The organism is Pseudomonas sp. GW821-FHT05H12 (genome assembly GCF_059419385.1).
The window spans coordinates 1-18,946 of the sequence record NZ_JBWKRS010000051.1 but is presented as its reverse complement, the minus strand read 5'-3'; the positions used below and the strand labels follow the sequence as shown (position 1 = coordinate 18,946).

Sequence of the window (18,946 nt, the reverse complement as noted above, 5' to 3'; positions counted from 1 at the left end):
CTGTGGGAACTGGCTTGCCGGCGATGGCAGTTTCAAATATTGCGGCGTTGTTGCGGGCCACATCGCCGGCAAGCCGGCGCTCCTACGGGGGTTTTGTGTTTGGCCGCTGGTGTGTGATCGACACCGAGTACATGTGGGAGCTGGCTTGCCTGCGATGGCAGTTTCAAATATTGCGGCGTTGTTGCGGGCCACATCGCCGGCAAGCCGGCTCCTACGGGGGTTTTGTGTTTGGCCGCTGGTGTGTGATCGACACCGAGTACATGTGGGAGCTGGCTTGCCTGCGATGCAGGCACCTCGGTGTTTCAGATGTACCGAGCTGATGCTATCGCAGCGGTGCGGCGATCCGACAAGCCAGCTCCCACAGTTGGATCGTGTACTGGCGAATCAGAGCTGCTTGGGCAGGCGTTGATCGATCAGTTGGTACAACGCGCTGCTCTCAGGCCAGTTGCGCATGAACCGCGCACGGTCCTTGGCGTACGCCGGGGCGAAGCTGGTATCGGAGCTGTGTTGGCGCATGGCGTCCAGGTCGATCAGGGACCATCGGTCCTTGTCCCAGAACAGGTTATGGCCCTTGAAATCGCCATGACTGATGCGCTCGCGGATCAGCTCGGCGAATAAGTGATCCAGGGCCAGCAGTTCATTTTCCGGCGCGGCGCCGCTTTCGACATAGGGCGCAAAACGCTCGATGATGTCCGGCCCCGCGATCAATTCCGTCACCAGGTAGGCGCGGCTGCGCAGCCAGAAGAAGCGCTTTTCCAGCACGGCCAATGGCTTGGGCGTGGCGATACCAAGGAACGCCAGGCGATTGCCCTCGCGCCAGGAATGCCAGGCGCGGCTCGGGCGCCAGAAGCGCTTGAGCCAATGGACGAACCCTTTGATGTTGTAGCGCTTGATCACCAGCGAGCGCCCCGCCACGTCGGTCTTGGCCACCGTCGCGGCGCCACCGGTCTTGAAGAGGTGGCCGCTGTCGAGCAACGAGTCAGCCTGCGCCAGCACCGGCAGCATGGCGGCTTCTTCCTCACGGCGGACCGCACGCAATGCAAACGGCCCACGCACCACGCTGAACAGCGTGCACTCGCGGCCGACTTTGCTCAGGAAGTCCTTCAGGCGCCAGGCGCTGACCTTGCGCACCTGTTTTTCCAAGGCCTCAAGCGGCAAGGCATGTTCACCGTTGGCCAGCAGGTAATACACCAGCAGCTCTTCGGTAAACGGCTCGAGGTTCTTCGGCAACTGGGCAAAAAACACCCCGAGGTTTTCCAGTACGCGGTTGCGCGACAGCGGCTTGCCGGCCTCTTCGACGCGAATCCCTGCGCCATCGATCAAATACAGCTTGCCGCCTTGGCGCAGCAGGTTGTCCAGGTGCAGGTCTTCCTGCCACAGGCCCTGGGTATGCATCTGGGCAATCGCACCCAACGCCTCGGCGAGCACGGCGGTTTGTTCGTCAGCCAAGGGCGGCAGGTGTTCGACAGTGTGCCAGGCATCGGCCAGGCTCTCGGCACCTTCGATAAATTCGAACAGCAGCCAACCGCCCTCACCTTCCTGCAGACCATCGGCCAGCAGCAACGGTGTGGTCAGGCCTTGTTCGGCCAGCAGACGCACACCGCTGAGCTCACGCTGAAAATGCCGCGCCGCCTTGCTGCCCACCAGCAACTTGGCCAGCACCGGACGGCCGCGCCAGACGGCCGCGCCCACATAACGCTCGCCGGGCAGCACGCGCAGCAGGCTGAGCAGTTGCAACTGACCAGGGCCCGCCGCATCGGCAAGCTCAATCGTCAGCGGCAAACTCGGGGTACGACCGGCGGTTTTCAGCTCGGACAAACGCATCAACGGTTTTCCTTGTGGCTACGGCGGGCGCTCAAGCGCTGGTACCACGTGGCGACCAGCGAGCTGTCCGCAGGTTGCTCCAGGTACGCCGCCAACAGCTGACGCACCTGCGCATCCGACCATTGTGGCGCGCGACGCAACAACGGTTCCAAATCCTTGACCCGGTCACGCCAGCCAAAGAGCAGCGGGCGGGTTTTCTCCAGGTCGATCAACTGCGCGGCATAACCGTCAACCGTCGCCTGCAGGAAAATATGCTTGGGGTAAAAACAACCATGCACCTGGCCAACACTGTGCAGTCGGCGCGCAAGCCGACCACAGGCCAGCAGGATCGCGCCGTGCTGGGCATCGCTCAACTGCGGCCACTGCTCCAGCAGGGAATCCAGGTCGTTCCAACCATCCAGTGCACGCGTGAGCAACATGGCGCGGTATTCACCGGCGACCTTGCGTTCGCCGTAGAACGCCGCTTGCAAGGCAGGAATGCCCAACGAGCGGTACCGGCTGATGTTGCGAAACTCGCGGGAAAAACTCGGCTCGCCAAACGGGCGGTGCAAGCTGCGCGTCAGGTAGTTGCTCTGGCGCTTGAGGTAGTAGCCCTGCCCCTCAAGCTCCAGGCGGAACACGCTGCTCCAACCGCCACGGCTGGTGTTGGGCTCATCCACTGCGTCCAATTGCTTGGCCCACAGGGCATCGAAGGTTGCCAGACCGTTGCGCTCAAGCAGGGCACGGTCTTCGGCCGCCAGGAAATCACTCATTCGCGTCCCTCGAAAAACTTCACCACATGGCGAATTCGCTGTTTGTCCGACGCCGTCAGGTGCGTGCGTTGGCGATATTGCATGTAGAAACGCAGGCGCTGGGTGGCCGACAAGTGATACTTGGCAACCTTGTCCAGGCAAGCCAGGTCTTTGGTGATGCGGTACTTGAGCCAGAAACCGCGCCAGAAATCACCGTTGGGGCAGTCGATCAGGTACAGGGTCTGCTGGTCATCGATCAACAGGTTGCGCCACTTCAAGTCATTATGGGTGAAGCGATGATCGTGCATGGTGCGGGTGTATTCAGCGAGCTGGCGACTGACCACATTCACCCACTTGGGGTCCTTGAGCCTTGCGTCGCGGCGCTCGGCGAGCGCCGACAAATCCTCGGTTTTAGGCAATTCGCGGGTGATCATCGCACCACGGTCGTACGCCAAACCCTTGCGCTCCAGGCCCCAGGCCACCACGTCGGCGGTGGGAATGCCCCACTTGGCAAAGCGTTTGAGGTTCTGCCACTCGGACTTCACCCGGGGTTTGCCCAGGTAGCGGCGCAGGCCCTTGCCGGCCCCGGTGTAGCGCTTGACGTAATAATTGACGCCGCCCCGCTCCACGCGGATCACTTCTGACAAGGGGTCACGGGTCAGCTGTTCGCCTTGCAGGGCAAACACCGCTTCAAGGGTTCCAAAATCATCCGCCAGGGCAGCGTAGGCCGGTTCCAAATTCCAACCCGCCATCAGATCGCATCCCCCAAGCGTTGTTTGCGCGCGTACAGCTTGTCGGCCTTGCGCTGCAGCAGGCTCAAGGACGCCGATTGCTCGGCCAGGACCTGGCGCAGCGGCTGACGGAAATAGCCCTTCAGGAAACGCAGTTTGTCACGGCGGGTCAGGCCGATTTCCAGGGCCGAGTAATACAGCGCCGACAAGTCCTTGTCGCGCCAGCGCAGCGGCAGATGCGCACGCAACTGGGCACGGTGCAAGTCGATCACCGACAGCTTGATGTGCTTCGCGTCGACAGGTTGCGCGGTGTCCAGCAGGAAGTGGCACAGGTAGCAGTCGCGGTGGTTCACGCCGCCACGGTGCATGTCGCCGACCATGCGCGCCAACTCAAAGGTGAGCGCATGGCGCAGCGCAGGCGCGGGCGGCTCGGCCACCCAGTTGATCGTCAGGTCTTCGAGACTGAGGGTCGGCGCCAGCTCTTCGGTGATGATGAACGAGTGCTGGTCGGCCGGGTTGTTGCCTTTTTCACCGAAAGCCACGCCGGTCATGGTCGGCACACCGAGCTGCTGCAAGCGATGGATCGCTGCCCACTCAAGGCCAGCGCCGAGCACCGGCAACTTGGCGGTGATCAGGTTCTTGAAGATCTCACCCCAGCCGATGCCACGGTGGATCTTCACGAAATACGGCCGGCCATCCACCACAGTGCGCAACGTGCGGCGCGCCGCCAGTTCACGGAATACTTCGCCTTGCAGCTTCTCGACTTCGGCAAAGGCATCACGCCCGGCCCATAACGTCTTGAACGGTTCGGCAAGAATCAACTTCATCGGTTCGGCTCCGCCAGAATCACATCCGCAGCGTGCTGCGGCATGCTGTAGAGGTCGGCCGTCTCGGCGAAGGCCAACCCATTGCGGCCCCAGGCCGCGCGCTGTGCAGTGTCGGTTAGCATCTGCGTCAGGTACTCGTTGAGCTGGTTCTGTTCGAACGGCTCATCCAGCACCAGGCCGCTGTCGGCCTCGTTGATGTAGTGGGCATAACCACACACCGCCGAGACCAGTACCGGCAACCCGGCCACCAGGGCTTCGAGCAACACGGTGCCGGTGTTTTCGTTGTACGCCGGGTGAATCAACAGGTCGGCCCCCAGCAGGAAACGCGGGATATCACTGCGGCCCTTGAGGAACTGCACATTGTCCCCCAGGCCCAGTGTGGCGCTTTGCAGTTGGAATACTTTGGGGTCGTCCTGGCCGATTACAAACAGGCGCGTGCGTTTTTTCAGTTCAGCCGGCAGCGCGGCCACGGCCTTGAGGCTGCGATCGACGCCCTTGGTCTTGAAGCCCGAGCCGATCTGCACCAGCAGCAAGTCGTCGTCACCCAGGTTGAATTCCTTGCGAAAACCTTCGCGGATTTCGGCGGCATTCGGCGGTGCGCGACGGTCCTGGGCAATGCCCGGCGGCAGCAGGTGGAAGCGTTCCAGCGGCGTGTCGTAGTGCTTGATGAACAGCGGCTGCTGCACCTCGGAAATCATCAGGACTTCGGTCTTGGCGTCCTTGGCAAACACCGCGCGCTCGTACTCGGCAAAGTGTTTGTAGCGGCCAAAATAGCGGTACAGCGAATGGCGCAGGTTTTGCGCCTTGTCTTCAAAGCAGCCATCGGCGGCGTAGTACACGTCCAGGCCGGGCATCTTGTTGAAGCCAATCAGGCGGTCCACCGGGCGCTTGGCCAGGTCGGCCTCCATCCAGGCGCTGAGTTTCTCGTTGCGCCGATGGTTGAAGAACGCCTTGACCGGCGCCACCAGCACTTCGAAGCCGGGAGGGACATCGCCTTCCCAGATGAGCGTGTACACACGAATCTGGTGGCCGCGCTGCTGGCACTCCAGGGCGATGCGCATGAAGTCGCGCTGCAAGCCGCCGAAGGGGAAATATTTGTACAGAACAAAAGCCAGTTGCATCAGTGCAGCTCCTCAGCCAGTAACAACGTGCTCAGCCGGCTTGCCACACGCTCAGGGTTCAGGCGCGTGAAGCACAGGGGCGATTCGCGCTTGATGTCGAACCGACGCAGGTCGTCGGCCGTCGGTTGATAGGTACAGGTTTTTTGCAGGCACGGGGCGCAGGGGAAGTCGCTGGCCAGGTGAATCTGGCCCTTGCCGTAGGCGCCGGTGAGGCCGGGGTTGGTCGGGCCGAACAGGGAGATGGTCGGCACATCCAACGCAGCAGCCAGGTGACCCAGGCCGGTGTCCACCGCCACACAGGCACGGGCACCCGCCAGTACGCGAGCGACGCCAGCGAGGTTCAACTTGGGCAGCACTTCGGCGTTGCTCAAGCCTTTGGCCAGGCGTTCGGCCCGGGCCTTTTCGGCGGCGTTGCCCCACGGCAGCTTGACGTCCACGCCCAGGCGCCCCATGCGCTCGGCCAGCTCTCGCCAGTAGGCTTCGGGCCAGTGCTTGGTGTCCCAGGTGGTGCCGTGCAGCAGCAGCACGAACGGTTTTTTCGGCGGCAGACCGAGCAGTTTGTCGACACTCAGGCCGTAGTCGCCCAGGGCCTTGGGCAGGTCATACCCCAGGGCCACGGCGAACAGCTGGCGCAGACGCTCCACGGCATGCTGCCCACGGGCCACGGCCAGGCGTCGCGAGTAGAAGCGCGCGGCAATGGGTTCGCGGGCGGAGTTTTTGTCGAAACCGGCCACCGGGGCACGCACGTAACGCGTCAGCCAGGCGCTTTTGAACAAGCCTTGGGCGTCGATCACCAGGTCGTACTTGGTCGACTGGACGCTCTGCTTGAAGCGTCGCCACTCGCCGCTCTTGATGGTTTGCCAGATGTTCTTGCGCCAGCGGCGAATCGCCACCGGGATCACCTTGTCCACCGCAGGGTGCCAGGTGGGGATCTCAGCGAAGCCTTCTTCCACCACCCAGTCGAAACGGATGCCGGGAATCGCCCGCGCCGCATCGGTCAGCGCCGGCAAGGCGTGGATCACATCGCCCAGGGATGAGGTCTTGATTACCAGAACGCGCAAACTATCGGACCTCGACCACAGCGCCCTGCAACCGCTGCAAGGCTTCATTCACCGGCTGCGGCAGCAACTGGCGCATGCAGTTGTAGTGGCCAAAACGGCAAGTGCGTTCAAAACACGGGCTGCAGTCCAGGCCCAGGCGCACCACTTCGACCTTATCGGCCAGTGGCGGGGTGAAACCCGGCGAGGTAGAGCCGTACACCGCCACCAACGGGCGGTTCAGCGCTGCAGCCACGTGCATCAGGCCGGAGTCGTTGGACACAACAGAGTCGGCGCAGGACAGCAGGTCGATGGCCTCGGCCAGCGACGTGTCACCACTCAGGTTCACCGCCTCTTCGCGCAGGCCGGGAATCAGGCGCTGGCGAATGTCTTCGCCCACCGGATGGTCCTTCTTCGAACCGAACAGCCACACTTGCCAGCCTTCGCGGATCTTGGCCTCGGCGACCTTGGCGTAATGCTCGGACGGCCAACGCTTGGATTCGCCGAACTCGGCACCGGGGCACAGGGCCAACACCGGGCGGTCCAGGGTCAGGCCGAACTTGGCCAGCGCCGCGTCGCGGCTGACGGGGTCGATCTGCAGGCTCGGGCGTGGATACGGCTGTGGCAATTCAGCGCCCGGCTCATAGGCCAGGGCCATGAAGCGCTCGATCATCAGCGGGTAGCGCGCCTTGTCCAGGGTGCGCACGTCGTTGAGCAGCACGTAGCGAAACTCGCCACGCCAGCCGGTGCGCTTGGGAATGCCGGCAAAATACGGCACCAGCGCCGACTTGAGCGAGTTGGGCAGCAGGATCGCCTGGTCGTACTGGCCGACCAGGGATTTGCCGATGCGACGGCGGGTCGCCAGCTCCAGCGCGCCATGGCCGAGCGGAAAGCTCAAGGCCTTGCGCACTTCGGGCATGCGCTCAAGGATCGGGCGGCTCCACTCTGGGGCAAGCACGTCGATCTGGCAGTCTGGATGGCGTAGGCGCAGGCACTGGAACAGTGTCTGTGCCATCACCATGTCACCGACCCAACTGGGCCCAACGATCAGAATATTCATGTAGTTTCCACAAACGATACGGGGAGGCTTATGCCTCCCCGCCTCGATAATTTCTGTAGGAGAAGAATGATTGTAGGAGCTGGCTTGCCAGCGATAACGTCCGAAAGATCACCATGGATTCCAAGGGCCTCAATCGCCGGCAAGCCGGCTCCTACAGTTGACTCAACTTAACCCCAGTTCTTTCCAGATTCGCATCACCTGGCGCCGTTCGTCGGCAAACTGATCCCCGGCGACTGTGCCGGCCTCGTTCTGCAGGGCCTGGCGATGCGCGGCGGAACGGTAGGCCTTGTACACCTCACGCAGCAAGTGGGCATCGGCGGCGGGCATCAGCCCGACCTGCTCCAGGCCCTCCAGGATGCGGATATTGTCGGTATAGCGCAGCAACGATGGATGTTGCGCAGACCACGCCAAAGCCGCGTATTGCACCATAAATTCAATATCGACGATACCTCCGGCGTCCTGCTTGAGGTCGAACACCGCCGTGGGCTCGAAGGCATTGGCGCCGGTGCCGGCCGCCGTGGTCTTGGTGCCCAGGTTGTCACGCATCTTGGCGCGCATCTCACTGACTTCCTGGCGCAGCTTCTCCAGGTCACGCTCACGCCCCAGCACGTTGGCCCGCACCTGCTCGAATGCGCGGCCCACATCCTGGCTGCCCACCAGCACCCGCGCGCGGATCAAGGCCTGATGCTCCCAGGTCCAGGCTTCATTTTGTTGATAGCGGTCAAACGCACCGAGCGAACTCACCAGCAAACCGGACGCGCCGGAAGGACGCAGGCGCATATCCACTTCATAGAGCTGCCCGGAGTTGGTCTGGGTCGTCAGCAAATGAATGATCCGCTGACCCAGGCGCGTGAAGAATTGCGCACCATCAATCGGCTTGGCACCGTCGGTTTCGGCCTGCGGGTCGCCGTCATGGATAAACACCAGGTCCAGGTCCGAACCATGCCCCAGTTCGATCCCGCCGACTTTCCCATAACCGACAATGATGAAGCCAGGATCGCACAACGTACCGTCCAGCCGTTGCGGCGAGCCGTGACGCGCAACGGTCTGGCGCCATGCCAGGGCCAGCACTTGTTCGAGGATGGCTTCGGCGAGCCAGGTCAGGTAGTCGCTGACCTTCATCAATGGCAGGCTGCCAGCGATTTCCGACGCCGCGACGCGCAGGCGATGGGCCAGTTTGAAGTGGCGCAGGGCCTCCATCTGCTGCTCAAGGTCATCCTCGGGGATGCGCGTGAGGCGCTCGCGCAATTCGGCGGCGAGTTCCGGCGCCAAGGGCGGCTTGAATAGGCGGCCTTCGTTGAGCAATTCGTCCAGCAACAATGGGAAACGCGTGATCTGTTCGGCGATCCACGGGCTGGCGGCGCACAGGGTCAATAGTCGACGCAGGGCGTCGGGGTTTTCCGTGAGCAGCACCAGATAAGCGGAACGACGGGCGACGGCTTCGACCAGCGGCAGCACACGCTCCAACACCAGGTCCGGGTTGGCATGCTCGACAGCCTGAGCCAACAAACGTGGGATAAACGCATCCAGGCGCTCTCGGCCCAGGCGCTGCATGGCACGCAGCTGCGGGCTGCTGCGCAGGCTGGTCAAGGCTTTCAGGGCTTTGGGCGCGTCGGTAAAGCCACCCTCGGCCAACTGACGACAGGCAGCGTCTTCATCTTGGGATTCTTCCCACAGCGGCAGCCACTCACCACCCACAACCAGTTCGCTTTCTTCACCCTCTTCTTCATCCGGGTCAGCAATGACCTGGCGGAAATGCCAGTCGATGCGGCCGCGCCAGTCCATCAGGCGCTCATGGAAGCTCGCCCAATCGGCAAAACCCAGCATAAAGGCAATGCGCGCCTGGTCCTCGGGACTGTCGGGGAGCATCTGGGTCTGACGGTCGGCAATCGCCTGGATAGCGTGTTCGGTGTAGCGCAGGAACTCATAGCCATTGCGCAACTCGGCGATCACCGCCGGCGGCAGGTAGCCTTGGCCTTCCAGGGTGCCGAGCACTTTGAGCAGTGGCCGTTGCTGCAGGCTGAGGTCGCGGCCGCCGTGGATCAGTTGGAACGCCTGGGCGATGAACTCCACTTCGCGAATACCGCCCGCCCCCAGCTTGATGTTGTCGGCCATGCCCTTGCGCCGCACTTCCTGCTGGATCAGCTGCTTCATGGTGCGCAGCGCTTCGATGGCGGAAAAGTCCAGGTAACGGCGGTAGACGAACGGTCGCAGCATGTCGAGCAACTGCGCGCCGGCCACCTGGTCACCGGCCACTACGCGCGCCTTGATCATGGCGTAGCGTTCCCAGTCCCGGCCCTGGTCCTGGTAGTACTGCTCCAGCGCGTTGAAGCTGAGCACCAACGCGCCGGCCGAGCCGTAGGGGCGCAGGCGCATGTCGACCCGGAATACAAAGCCGTCGACGGTCATCGGATCGAGGGCCTTGATCAATTTTTGACCCAAGCGAATGAAAAATTCCTGGTTGTCCAGGGCGCGCTTGATCCCCACGGTTTCGCCGCCTTCGGGGTAGGCGAAGATCAGGTCAATGTCGGAAGAGAGGTTCAGTTCCACGGCGCCGAGCTTGCCCATGCCGAGGATGACCATGTGCTGCGGCTCGCCGCTGCGCCGACCAGTGGGCGTACCGAACTGCACGCAGTGGCGCTGGTACAGCCATTGGTAGGCCTGGTCGATGCTGGCGTCGGCCATGTCGGAGAGGTCACGGCAGGTTTGCACCAGGTCAGCCTGGCGCGTCAGGTCGCGCCAGATGATGCGCACCTGCTGGCGGGTGCGCTGGCGACGCAGCACACGGCCCAACTCATCTTCTGTTTCGGCCTGTTGCACGGCGGCGGCGATCTGCCCGCACAGCTCGTCGGGCGCAAAGCCGCGGTCCAACTCACCCCAGGCCACTAGCTCGAGCAACATCAAAGGGTCACGAAGGCTCTGTTCAATGACGAAATCACTGGCGGCGCACACGCGGGCGAAGTCGGCCCACCGTTGCGGCGTCCACGCAGAAAGTCCATGATCGTCGTCCAGCGCGGCCACTGCGTCACGAAATGACTGCTCGGCCCGCTGGGCAAAAGGCAAGAGAACGGCCGGCAGTTCGGCCAGCGTGGGAAGGCTCATGGTCTATCCTTGTTCGGCGCGTAAAAGGCGTGTTGCCGTGAAGGCAAGAACCACGCTTGGTGAAGGACTGTCGAACAAAGGTTAGAAATAGCTGAAATTAATTTCATTTTGGCAGCCAGCATCAAACTTTCACCTTTTCTTGTTCGCAAAAGATCAACAATAACGATTATGCTCACCAGCCAGACCGAGCCATACGCTCAGTCTTGTGTAGTTTTACTACTCGTATATACATTCGAAAGGCTGAAATGGCCGACGATTTGTAGTAAAACTACAGGACGCCGAAGCAACCTTCGGCCATCCAAGAATTTATGTCGTCTGCCCACAAGGCCAGTCGCAAACTCAGGCAACCGATTCTGGTAGCCTTTCCGCCCTGGAGCAAGCCATGCAAGACCTCGATCCCGTCGAAACCCAGGAATGGCTGGACGCCCTGGAATCGGTTCTCGACAAAGAAGGCGAAGACCGTGCTCACTACCTGATGACCCGTATGGGCGAACTCGCGACCCGCAGCGGCTCGCAACTGCCCTACGCCATCACCACTCCATACCGCAACACCATCCCCGTTACCCACGAAGCACGCATGCCTGGCGACCTATTCATGGAACGCCGCATTCGCTCGCTGGTACGTTGGAACGCCATGGCGATGGTAATGCGCACGAACTTGAAAGATTCGGACCTGGGCGGTCACATCTCCAGCTTCGCTTCCAGCGCAACCCTGTATGACATCGGCTTCAACTACTTCTTCCAGGCCCCGACCGACGAACACGGCGGCGACCTGATCTACTTCCAGGGCCACACCTCCCCAGGCGTTTACGCCCGTGCGTTCATGGAAGGCCGCATCACCGAAGAACACATGAACAACTTCCGCCAGGAAGTGGACGGTAACGGCCTGTCGTCGTACCCGCACCCTTGGCTGATGCCTGATTTCTGGCAGTTCCCGACTGTATCCATGGGCTTGGGCCCGATCCAGGCGATCTACCAGGCTCGCTTCATGAAGTACCTGGAAGCCCGTGGCTTCATCCCTGAAGGCAAGCAGAAAGTCTGGTGCTTCCTGGGCGACGGCGAGTGCGACGAGCCGGAATCCCTGGGCGCCATTTCCCTGGCCGGCCGCGAGAAGCTGGACAACCTGATCTTCGTCATCAACTGCAACCTGCAGCGCCTCGACGGCCCGGTTCGCGGCAACGGCAAGATCATCCAGGAACTCGAAGGCGTGTTCCGCGGTGCTCAGTGGAACGTGACCAAAGTCATCTGGGGCCGTTTCTGGGACCCACTGCTGGCCAAAGACGTCGACGGTATCCTGCAACGTCGCATGGACGAAGTCATCGACGGCGAGTACCAGAACTACAAGGCCAAAGACGGCGCATTCGTGCGTGAACACTTCTTCAACACGCCTGAACTCAAGGCGATGGTTGCAGACCTGTCCGACGACGAGATCTGGAAACTCAACCGTGGCGGCCACGACCCGTACAAGGTCTACGCGGCGTACCACGAAGCGGTGAACCACAAAGAACAACCGACCGTCATCCTGGCCAAGACCATCAAGGGTTATGGCACCGGTGCCGGCGAAGCGAAGAACACAGCGCACAACACCAAGAAAGTCGATGTCGACAGCCTGAAGTTGTTCCGCGACCGCTTCGACATCCCGGTCAAGGACGAAGAGCTGGAGAACCTGCCGTTCTTCAAGCCGGAGCCGAACAGCGCCGAAGCCCGTTACCTGGCCGAGCGCCGCGCCGCACTGGGTGGTTTCGTGCCACAGCGTCGCGCCAACAGCTTCAGCGTACCGACGCCAGACCTGAGCACCCTCAAGGCCATCCTCGACGGCTCGGGCGACCGTGAAATCTCCACCACCATGGCTTTCGTGCGCATCCTGGCGCAGCTGGTCAAGGACAAGGACATCGGCCCGCGCATCGTGCCGATCATCCCGGACGAAGCCCGTACCTTCGGTATGGAAGGCATGTTCCGTCAGTTGGGCATCTACTCCTCCGTCGGCCAGCTCTACGAGCCAGTCGATAAAGACCAGGTGATGTTCTACAAGGAAGACAAGAAGGGCCAGATCCTCGAAGAAGGCATCAACGAAGCGGGCGCCATGAGCTCCTTCATCGCTGCCGGTACTTCGTACTCCAGCCACAACCAGCCGATGCTGCCGTTCTACATCTTCTACTCGATGTTCGGCTTCCAGCGCATTGGCGACCTGGCGTGGGCAGCAGGCGACAGCCGTACCCGTGGCTTCCTGATCGGCGGCACCGCCGGCCGTACCACGCTGAACGGCGAAGGCCTGCAACACGAAGACGGTCACAGCCACATCCTGGCTGCCACCATCCCGAACTGCCGCACCTTTGATCCAACCTACGGCTATGAGCTGGCGGTGATCATCCAGGACGGCATGAAGAAGATGACCGAAGAGCAGCAGGACGTTTTCTACTACATCACCGTGATGAACGAGTCCTACCAGCAGCCTGCAATGCCGGCTGGCGTGGAAGAAGGCATCATCAAGGGCATGTACCTGCTCGAAGAAGACACCAAGGAAGCAGCGCACCACGTGCAGCTGATGGGCTCCGGCACCATCCTGCGCGAAGTGCGTGAAGCGGCGAAGATCCTGCGTGAAGAGTTCAACGTCGGCGCTGACGTGTGGAGCGTAACCAGCTTCAACGAACTGCGTCGCGATGGCCTGGCCGTAGAGCGTCACAACCGCCTGCACCCTGGCCAGAAGCCACAGCGCACCTTCGTTGAAGAGTGCCTGACCGGCCGTAAAGGCCCAGTGATCGCTTCGACCGACTACATGAAACTGTTTGCTGAACAAATTCGCCAATGGGTCCCGTCCAAGGAATTCAAAGTCCTGGGCACCGACGGTTTCGGCCGCAGTGACAGCCGCAAGAAGCTGCGTCACTTCTTCGAAGTTGACCGTCACTTCGTGGTGTTGGCAGCCCTGGAAGCCTTGGCTGACCGTGGTGAGATCGAACCTAAGGTGGTAGCAGACGCTATCGTCAAGTTCGGGATCAACCCGGAAAAACGCAACCCACTGGACTGCTGAGGAGACTTTTTGTGAGCGAACTCATTCGCGTACCTGACATCGGCAGCGGTGAAGGTGAAGTAATCGAGCTGTTTGTGAAGGTCGGCGACACCGTCGAAGCCGACCAGAGCATCCTGACCCTGGAATCGGACAAGGCGAGTATGGAAATCCCTGCTCCCAAGGCCGGCGTGGTCAAGAGCCTGAAAGTGAAGCTGGGCGACCGCCTGAAAGAAGGCGACGAACTGCTTGAGCTGGAAATCGAAGGTGCCGCTGATGCGGCCCCTGCGGCGGCTCCTGCTGCCGCTGCTGCACCCGCGCCGGCTGAAAAGCCTGCTGCTGCCGAGGCCCCTGCGGCCCCGGCTGCTGCTCCGGCCGCAGCCTCTGTCCAGGACATCCACGTCCCGGACATCGGTTCGTCGGGCAAGGCCAAGATCATCGAGCTGCTGGTCAAGGTCGGCGACACCGTCGAAGCCGACCAGTCGCTGATCACCCTGGAGTCCGACAAGGCCTCCATGGAAATCCCTTCGCCGGCTGCCGGCGTGGTGGAAAGCATCGCTGTCAAGCTGGAAGACGAAGTCGGCACTGGCGACTTCATCCTCAAGCTGAAAGTACAAGGCGCTGCCCCGGCTGCTGCACCTGCACCTGCCGCCGCGCCGGCTGCCAAGGCTGAAGCGGCTCCGGCCGCCGCCCCTGCACCTGCTGCAAAAGCCGAGGCCGCACCGGCCCCTGCTGCTGCCGCACCTGCGCCAAGCGGTGCCAAGGTTCACGCCGGCCCTGCCGTGCGTCAATTGGCCCGCGAGTTCGGCGTTGAGCTGAGCGCTGTCGCAGCCAGCGGTCCTCACGGCCGTGTGCTGAAGGAAGACGTGCAGGCTTACGTCAAAGCCATGATGCAGAAAGCCAAGGAAGCGCCGGCTGCTGGCGGCGCTACCGGTGGTTCGGGCATTCCGCCGATCCGCACCGTCGACTTCAGCCGCTTCGGTGAAATCGAAGAAGTGCCGATGACCCGCCTGATGCAAATCGGCGCGGCCGGCCTGCACGCCAGCTGGCTGAACATCCCGCATGTGACTCAGTTCGACCAGGCCGACATCACCGACCTGGAAGCTTTCCGCGTTGCGCAGAAAGCCGTGGCTGAAAAAGCCGGCGTGAAACTGACCGTGCTGCCACTGCTGCTCAAGGCCTGTGCGCACCTGCTCAAGGAACTGCCGGACTTCAACGCTTCGCTGGCGCCAAGCGGCAAGGCGATCATCCGCAAGAAGTACGTGCACATCGGCTTTGCCGTCGACACCCCGGATGGCCTGCTGGTACCGGTCATCAAGAACGTCGACCAGAAGAGCCTGCTGCAACTTGCCGCTGAAGCCGCTGCACTGGCTGCCAAGGCCCGCGACAAGAAGCTCACGCCGGACGACATGCAGGGCGCCTGCTTCACCATCTCCAGCCTCGGTCACATTGGCGGCACTGGCTTCACGCCAATCGTCAACGCGCCGGAAGTGGCGATCCTGGGTGTGTCCAAGGCCACTATCCAGCCAGTCTGGGACGGTAAAGCGTTCCAGCCGAAGCTGATGTTGCCACTGTCGCTGTCCTACGATCACCGTGTGATCAACGGCGCCGCTGCTGCTCGCTTCACGCAGCGCCTGAGCCAACTGCTCAACGACATCCGCACCATCCTGCTGTAAGCCACAACGGGCCTCCCCTTCACCGGGGAGGCCCTGTTACACCGATTTCCGAGCGCCACGCTCGTACCTCAACCCCGCCACTTGGCGGGGCTTTTTTTGCCTGTTTGTTAGACAAGAAAACCGGGCTTGTACACCTTCCATCACCCCGATTGCAGAAATCCCCCGAGCAGCCGATAACCCCCTTATAGCACTTAGCCTTCATCCTCTCTTGTCAGCCCGCGCCGCATGATGCAACCTTGCCGCAGGCAACAGAAAAGAGGGCGTGAGCCCGGCGCCGTGCGCGTAATTTCAAGTGAGTTCCCCCCATGAAAAGCCAACCCGATGTCGCCCGTATGGCGGCCGAGGTCGTGACGCAGTTACCGGTGCCTTCGCGCCTCGGTATGTTGCGTTTCGAGCGGCTTAATGAGGCGAGTTGGGCCCTGCTGTACCTCGACCCCAATTGCGAGCGCCAATTCGGCCTGCCGGCGGTCGAGCTCTGCGCCCTGATCGGCACCCCTTACGCCAGCCTGATGGAACCTCAGGCGCGGTATCAGTTGCACGACACCATTCAGCAACAACTGACCCAGAGCCCCCATTACCTGGTGCGCTACACCCTGCACACCAGCGATGGCCCCCTGAGCCTGCTGGAAATGGGCGAAGCCTACAAACAACACAATCGTCACCTGTTGCGCGGCTACCTGATGGTGGTCGACGGCCTGTTCAGCGAAATGCCCTACGTGGCCCCGAGCGCCGACCTGGAAAACCAGAACAGCCGCCTGCAGATCGCCCTGGAGCTCAACCAGCGCGCCCAACAGGAACAACTGCAGCACCTGGAGCGGGTGCGCGCCCAGCAGGAGCTGATCCTGCTGCTGGCCCGCCAGCGCTACACCACCAACAATTCGCTGCAGGAAGCCGCCGAGCTGATCACCCGCAGCGCCTGCGATATCTATGAGATCGATTGCGCCAGCATCTGGAACCTCGAAGGGCAGCGCCTGGTGCCGATCTCGGCCTATCGCCGTGCCGACCAGCAGTACCATCTGCCCGAAGCGATCGACGCCAGCGGCTTCCCGGATTACCTCGAAGCCCTGCAAACCAGCCGCGCCATCGACGCCACCAATGCCCTGCGTGACCCGCGCACCCGGGAAATGGCCGAGAGCCTGCGCGACAAAGACATCCACGCGATGCTCGACGCCAGTATCCGCGTCGACGGCCAAGTCGTCGGCGTGTTGTGCCTGGAACAGGCCGGCAGCCCGCGCGCATGGCAGGCGGACGAAATCGCGTTTGCCGGCGAGCTGGCCGACCAGTTTGCGCTGGTGATCAACAACCACAACCGCCGCACTGCCACCAGCGCCCTGCACCTGTTCCAGCGTGCCGTGGAGCAAAGCGCCAACGCCTTTCTGCTGGTCAACTGCGACGGCGTGGTGGAGTACGTCAACCCGAGCTTTACCGCGATCACCCAGTACAGTGCCGAAGAGGTCCACGGCCACCGCCTGGCGCAACTGCCGGCGCTGGAGAACCTCAGCGAGTTGCTGTTCGATGCGCCGTCGAGCCTGGCCAAGAGCAACAGCTGGCAGGGTGAGTTCAAGAGCCGGCGCAAGAACCTGGAACCCTACTGGGGCCAGTTGTCGATTTCCAAGGTGTATGGCGACAACCGCGAGTTGACCCACTACATCGGTATCTACGAAGACATCACCCAGACCAAGCTGGCGCAACAGCGCATCGAACGCCTGGCCTACACCGACAACCTGACCAACCTGGGCAATCGCCCGGCGTTCATCCGCAACCTGGATGAACGCTTTGCCCGCGACAGCGACAGCCCGATCAGCCTGCTGCTGGTGGACATCGACAACTTCAAGCGGATCAACGACAGCCTCGGCCACCAGACCGGCGACAAGCTGCTGATCAGCCTGGCGCGCCGCTTGCGTAACAGCTTGAGCGCGGGCGGCAGCCTGGCGCGTTTTGCCAGTAACGAATTTGCCGTGCTGCTGGACGACACCGACCTTGAGAGCGGCCAGCAGGTTGCCAGCCAATTGCTGACGACCCTCGACAAGCCGATGTTCGTCGACAACCAATTGATCAGTGTCACCGGCTCCGTGGGCCTGGCCTGTGCACCGCTGCATGGCCGCGACCCGCAGACCCTGATGCGTAACGCGGGCCTGGCCCTGCACAAGGCCAAGGCCAACGGCAAACACCAAGTGCAGGTGTTTACCGAAGCGCTGAACGCCGAGGCCAGCTACAAGCTGTTCGTGGAAAACAACCTGCGCCGCGCCCTGACACAAAACGAACTGGACGTGTTCTACCAGCCCAAGCTGTGCCTGCGCAGCGGTCGCCTGCTGGGCATGGAAGCGCTGCTGCGCTGGAACCATCCGGAAAAGGGCATGATCCGCCCCGACCAGTTCATCAGCGTGGCCGAAGAGACCGGGCTGATCATCCCGATCGGCAAGTGGATAGCGCGCCAGGCCTGCCGCATGAGCAAGCAACTGAGCGCCGGTGGCATGGGCAATCTGCAGGTGGCGATCAACCTGTCGCCCAAGCAGTTCTCCGACCCTGACCTGGTGGCCTCGATCGCCACGATCCTCAAGGAAGAACAACTGCCGGCCAGCCTGCTGGAGCTGGAGCTGACCGAAGGCCTGCTGCTGGAAGCCACCGAAGACACGCGCTTGCAGCTTGATCAATTGAAGAGCTTTGGCCTGACCCTGGCCATGGACGACTTCGGCACGGGTTACTCGTCGCTGAGCTACCTGAAAAAATTCCCCATCGACATCATCAAGATCGATCGCAGCTTTATCCACGAGATCCCGGACAACCAGGACGACATGGAAATCACCTCGGCGGTGATCGCCATGGCCCACAACCTCAAGCTCAAGGTGGTGGCCGAAGGTGTCGAAACCTCCGAGCAACTGGCGTTCCTGCGCCGGCACCGTTGCGACGTGGGCCAGGGCTACCTGTTCGACCGGCCTATCCCCGGTGGGGAGCTGCTGGAGAAGCTTAAACGCTACCCACGCGGGCCAATCGCCTGACAGCGCTGTAACACTCGGGCACACTGCCTGTCTGAATATTTACCGCTAACTCAACCTGACGAGAGGACTGATCATGGTCTTGCGCTCGGAAATTCTGGTGAACAAAAACGTGCTGCCTACTCAAGAACAAGCTTTGCCTGGCCGTGAAACGCCGATGGCACTGCCAGAGACACATTTCGTCAACGGCAACCCACTGCTCGGTCCGTTCCTCGATGACGTCGGCTTTGCCATCTTCGGCCTGGGCTGCTTCTGGGGCGCCGAGCGGCGGTTCTGGCAGCGTGATGGCGTGGTCAGCACGGTGGTGGGTTATGCCGGTGGCTACACGCCGAACCCGACCTATGAAGAAGTCTGCTCAGGCCTGACCGGCCACAGCGAAGTGGTGCTGGTGGTGTACGACCAGGCCAAGGTGAAATACGAAGACCTGCTGAAGATGTTCTGGGAACTGCACAACCCCACCCAGGGCATGCGCCAGGGCAACGACATTGGCAGCCAGTACCGCTCGGTGATCTACGCGACCACGCCGGAACAACTGGCAGCAGCGCAGGCCAGTGCCGAGGCGTATCAGGGTGAACTGACCAAGGCCGGTTTGGGTGTGATCACTACGGAAATCGAAGAAGCGCCGACGGTGTACTTCGCCGAGGCGTATCACCAGCAGTACCTGGCGAAGAACCCGCAGGGCTATTGCGGGATTGGCGGTACAGGTGTGACCTGCCCGATCTAAGCGCCACCCCTTAATACCGGACGGCCACCGCGCCCACTGTAGGAGCCCGGGGGGGGGGGGGGGGGGGGGGGGGGGGGGGGGGGGGGGGGGGGGGGGGGGGGGGGGGGGGGGGG

12 protein-coding genes are annotated in these 18,946 nt (G+C 62.1%); 4 read left to right on the top strand and 8 right to left on the bottom strand.

Annotation, left to right across the window (positions count from 1 at the left end):
• Positions 1-384: 384 nt before the first annotated feature.
• The 8 genes from AC07SU_RS28695 to glnE all read right to left on the bottom strand — a co-directional run bounded on the left by AC07SU_RS28695 (position 385) and on the right by glnE (position 10,433).
• A complete protein-coding gene (locus tag AC07SU_RS28695) occupies positions 385-1,824 on the bottom strand; it encodes a lipopolysaccharide kinase InaA family protein (RefSeq protein ID WP_494998989.1) in 1,440 nt (479 codons plus the stop codon).
• On the bottom strand, positions 1,824-2,576 hold the full coding sequence (locus AC07SU_RS28690) for a lipopolysaccharide kinase InaA family protein (protein ID WP_494998988.1): 753 nt from the start codon (positions 2,574-2,576) through the stop codon (positions 1,824-1,826). Before AC07SU_RS28690 ends, AC07SU_RS28695 begins: the two co-directional genes overlap by 1 nt.
• Positions 2,573-3,307 (bottom strand): lipopolysaccharide kinase InaA family protein, encoded by a 735-nt coding sequence (locus tag AC07SU_RS28685; RefSeq protein ID WP_176997179.1) that lies wholly within the window; start codon positions 3,305-3,307, stop codon positions 2,573-2,575. Before AC07SU_RS28685 ends, AC07SU_RS28690 begins: the two co-directional genes overlap by 4 nt.
• Positions 3,307-4,113, bottom strand: coding sequence for a lipopolysaccharide core heptose(I) kinase RfaP (gene rfaP / locus AC07SU_RS28680; RefSeq protein ID WP_494998987.1), 807 nt, complete (start codon positions 4,111-4,113; stop codon positions 3,307-3,309). The genes AC07SU_RS28685 and rfaP overlap by 1 nt, the downstream gene beginning before the upstream one ends.
• The gene (locus AC07SU_RS28675) at positions 4,110-5,234 is read right to left on the bottom strand and encodes a glycosyltransferase family 4 protein (protein ID WP_494998986.1); all 1,125 of its coding nucleotides are present in this window, start codon (positions 5,232-5,234) and stop codon (positions 4,110-4,112) included. The genes rfaP and AC07SU_RS28675 overlap by 4 nt, the downstream gene beginning before the upstream one ends.
• A complete protein-coding gene (gene waaC, locus AC07SU_RS28670; RefSeq protein ID WP_176997182.1) occupies positions 5,234-6,295 on the bottom strand; it encodes a lipopolysaccharide heptosyltransferase I in 1,062 nt (353 codons plus the stop codon). The genes AC07SU_RS28675 and waaC overlap by 1 nt, the downstream gene beginning before the upstream one ends.
• Position 6,296: 1 nt before the next feature.
• Positions 6,297-7,331 carry a lipopolysaccharide heptosyltransferase II gene (waaF, locus tag AC07SU_RS28665; protein WP_494998985.1) on the bottom strand — a complete coding sequence of 345 codons (1,035 nt, stop codon included), beginning with the start codon at positions 7,329-7,331 and terminating at the stop codon, positions 6,297-6,299.
• A gap of 162 nt (positions 7,332-7,493) precedes the next feature.
• Positions 7,494-10,433, bottom strand: a complete 2,940-nt coding sequence (gene glnE / locus AC07SU_RS28660; RefSeq protein WP_494998984.1) for a bifunctional [glutamate--ammonia ligase]-adenylyl-L-tyrosine phosphorylase/[glutamate--ammonia-ligase] adenylyltransferase — start codon at positions 10,431-10,433, stop codon at positions 7,494-7,496.
• A 382-nt stretch (positions 10,434-10,815) separates the two neighbouring features.
• Here glnE and aceE point away from each other — a divergent pair, with 382 nt between their 5' ends.
• The 4 genes from aceE to msrA all read left to right on the top strand — a co-directional run bounded on the left by aceE (position 10,816) and on the right by msrA (position 18,833).
• Positions 10,816-13,461: a pyruvate dehydrogenase (acetyl-transferring), homodimeric type gene (gene aceE, locus AC07SU_RS28655; protein WP_176997185.1), complete on the top strand. Its 2,646-nt coding sequence runs from the start codon at positions 10,816-10,818 to the stop codon at positions 13,459-13,461.
• Between the two features lie 11 nt (positions 13,462-13,472).
• Positions 13,473-15,113: a dihydrolipoyllysine-residue acetyltransferase gene (aceF, locus tag AC07SU_RS28650; protein ID WP_494998983.1), complete on the top strand. Its 1,641-nt coding sequence runs from the start codon at positions 13,473-13,475 to the stop codon at positions 15,111-15,113.
• Positions 15,114-15,418: 305 nt separating this feature from the next.
• On the top strand, positions 15,419-18,112 hold the full coding sequence (locus tag AC07SU_RS28645; protein WP_494998982.1) for a putative bifunctional diguanylate cyclase/phosphodiesterase: 2,694 nt from the start codon (positions 15,419-15,421) through the stop codon (positions 18,110-18,112).
• A 73-nt stretch (positions 18,113-18,185) separates the two neighbouring features.
• A complete protein-coding gene (msrA, locus tag AC07SU_RS28640; protein ID WP_178918626.1) occupies positions 18,186-18,833 on the top strand; it encodes a peptide-methionine (S)-S-oxide reductase MsrA in 648 nt (215 codons plus the stop codon).
• The last annotated feature ends 113 nt before the right edge of the window (positions 18,834-18,946 follow it).

Coding starts and splice junctions, on each gene's coding strand:
- glnE (WP_494998984.1), bottom strand. CDS start 10,433: ATGAGCCTTCCCACGCTGGCCGAACTGCCGGCCGTTCTCTTGCCTTTT.
- AC07SU_RS28690 (WP_494998988.1), bottom strand. CDS start 2,576: ATGAGTGATTTCCTGGCGGCCGAAGACCGTGCCCTGCTTGAGCGCAAC.
- aceE (WP_176997185.1), top strand. CDS start 10,816: ATGCAAGACCTCGATCCCGTCGAAACCCAGGAATGGCTGGACGCCCTG.
- AC07SU_RS28675 (WP_494998986.1), bottom strand. CDS start 5,234: ATGCAACTGGCTTTTGTTCTGTACAAATATTTCCCCTTCGGCGGCTTG.
- msrA (WP_178918626.1), top strand. CDS start 18,186: ATGGTCTTGCGCTCGGAAATTCTGGTGAACAAAAACGTGCTGCCTACT.
- waaF (WP_494998985.1), bottom strand. CDS start 7,331: ATGAATATTCTGATCGTTGGGCCCAGTTGGGTCGGTGACATGGTGATG.
- AC07SU_RS28695 (WP_494998989.1), bottom strand. CDS start 1,824: ATGCGTTTGTCCGAGCTGAAAACCGCCGGTCGTACCCCGAGTTTGCCG.
- AC07SU_RS28645 (WP_494998982.1), top strand. CDS start 15,419: ATGAAAAGCCAACCCGATGTCGCCCGTATGGCGGCCGAGGTCGTGACG.
- rfaP (WP_494998987.1), bottom strand. CDS start 4,113: ATGAAGTTGATTCTTGCCGAACCGTTCAAGACGTTATGGGCCGGGCGT.
- AC07SU_RS28685 (WP_176997179.1), bottom strand. CDS start 3,307: ATGGCGGGTTGGAATTTGGAACCGGCCTACGCTGCCCTGGCGGATGAT.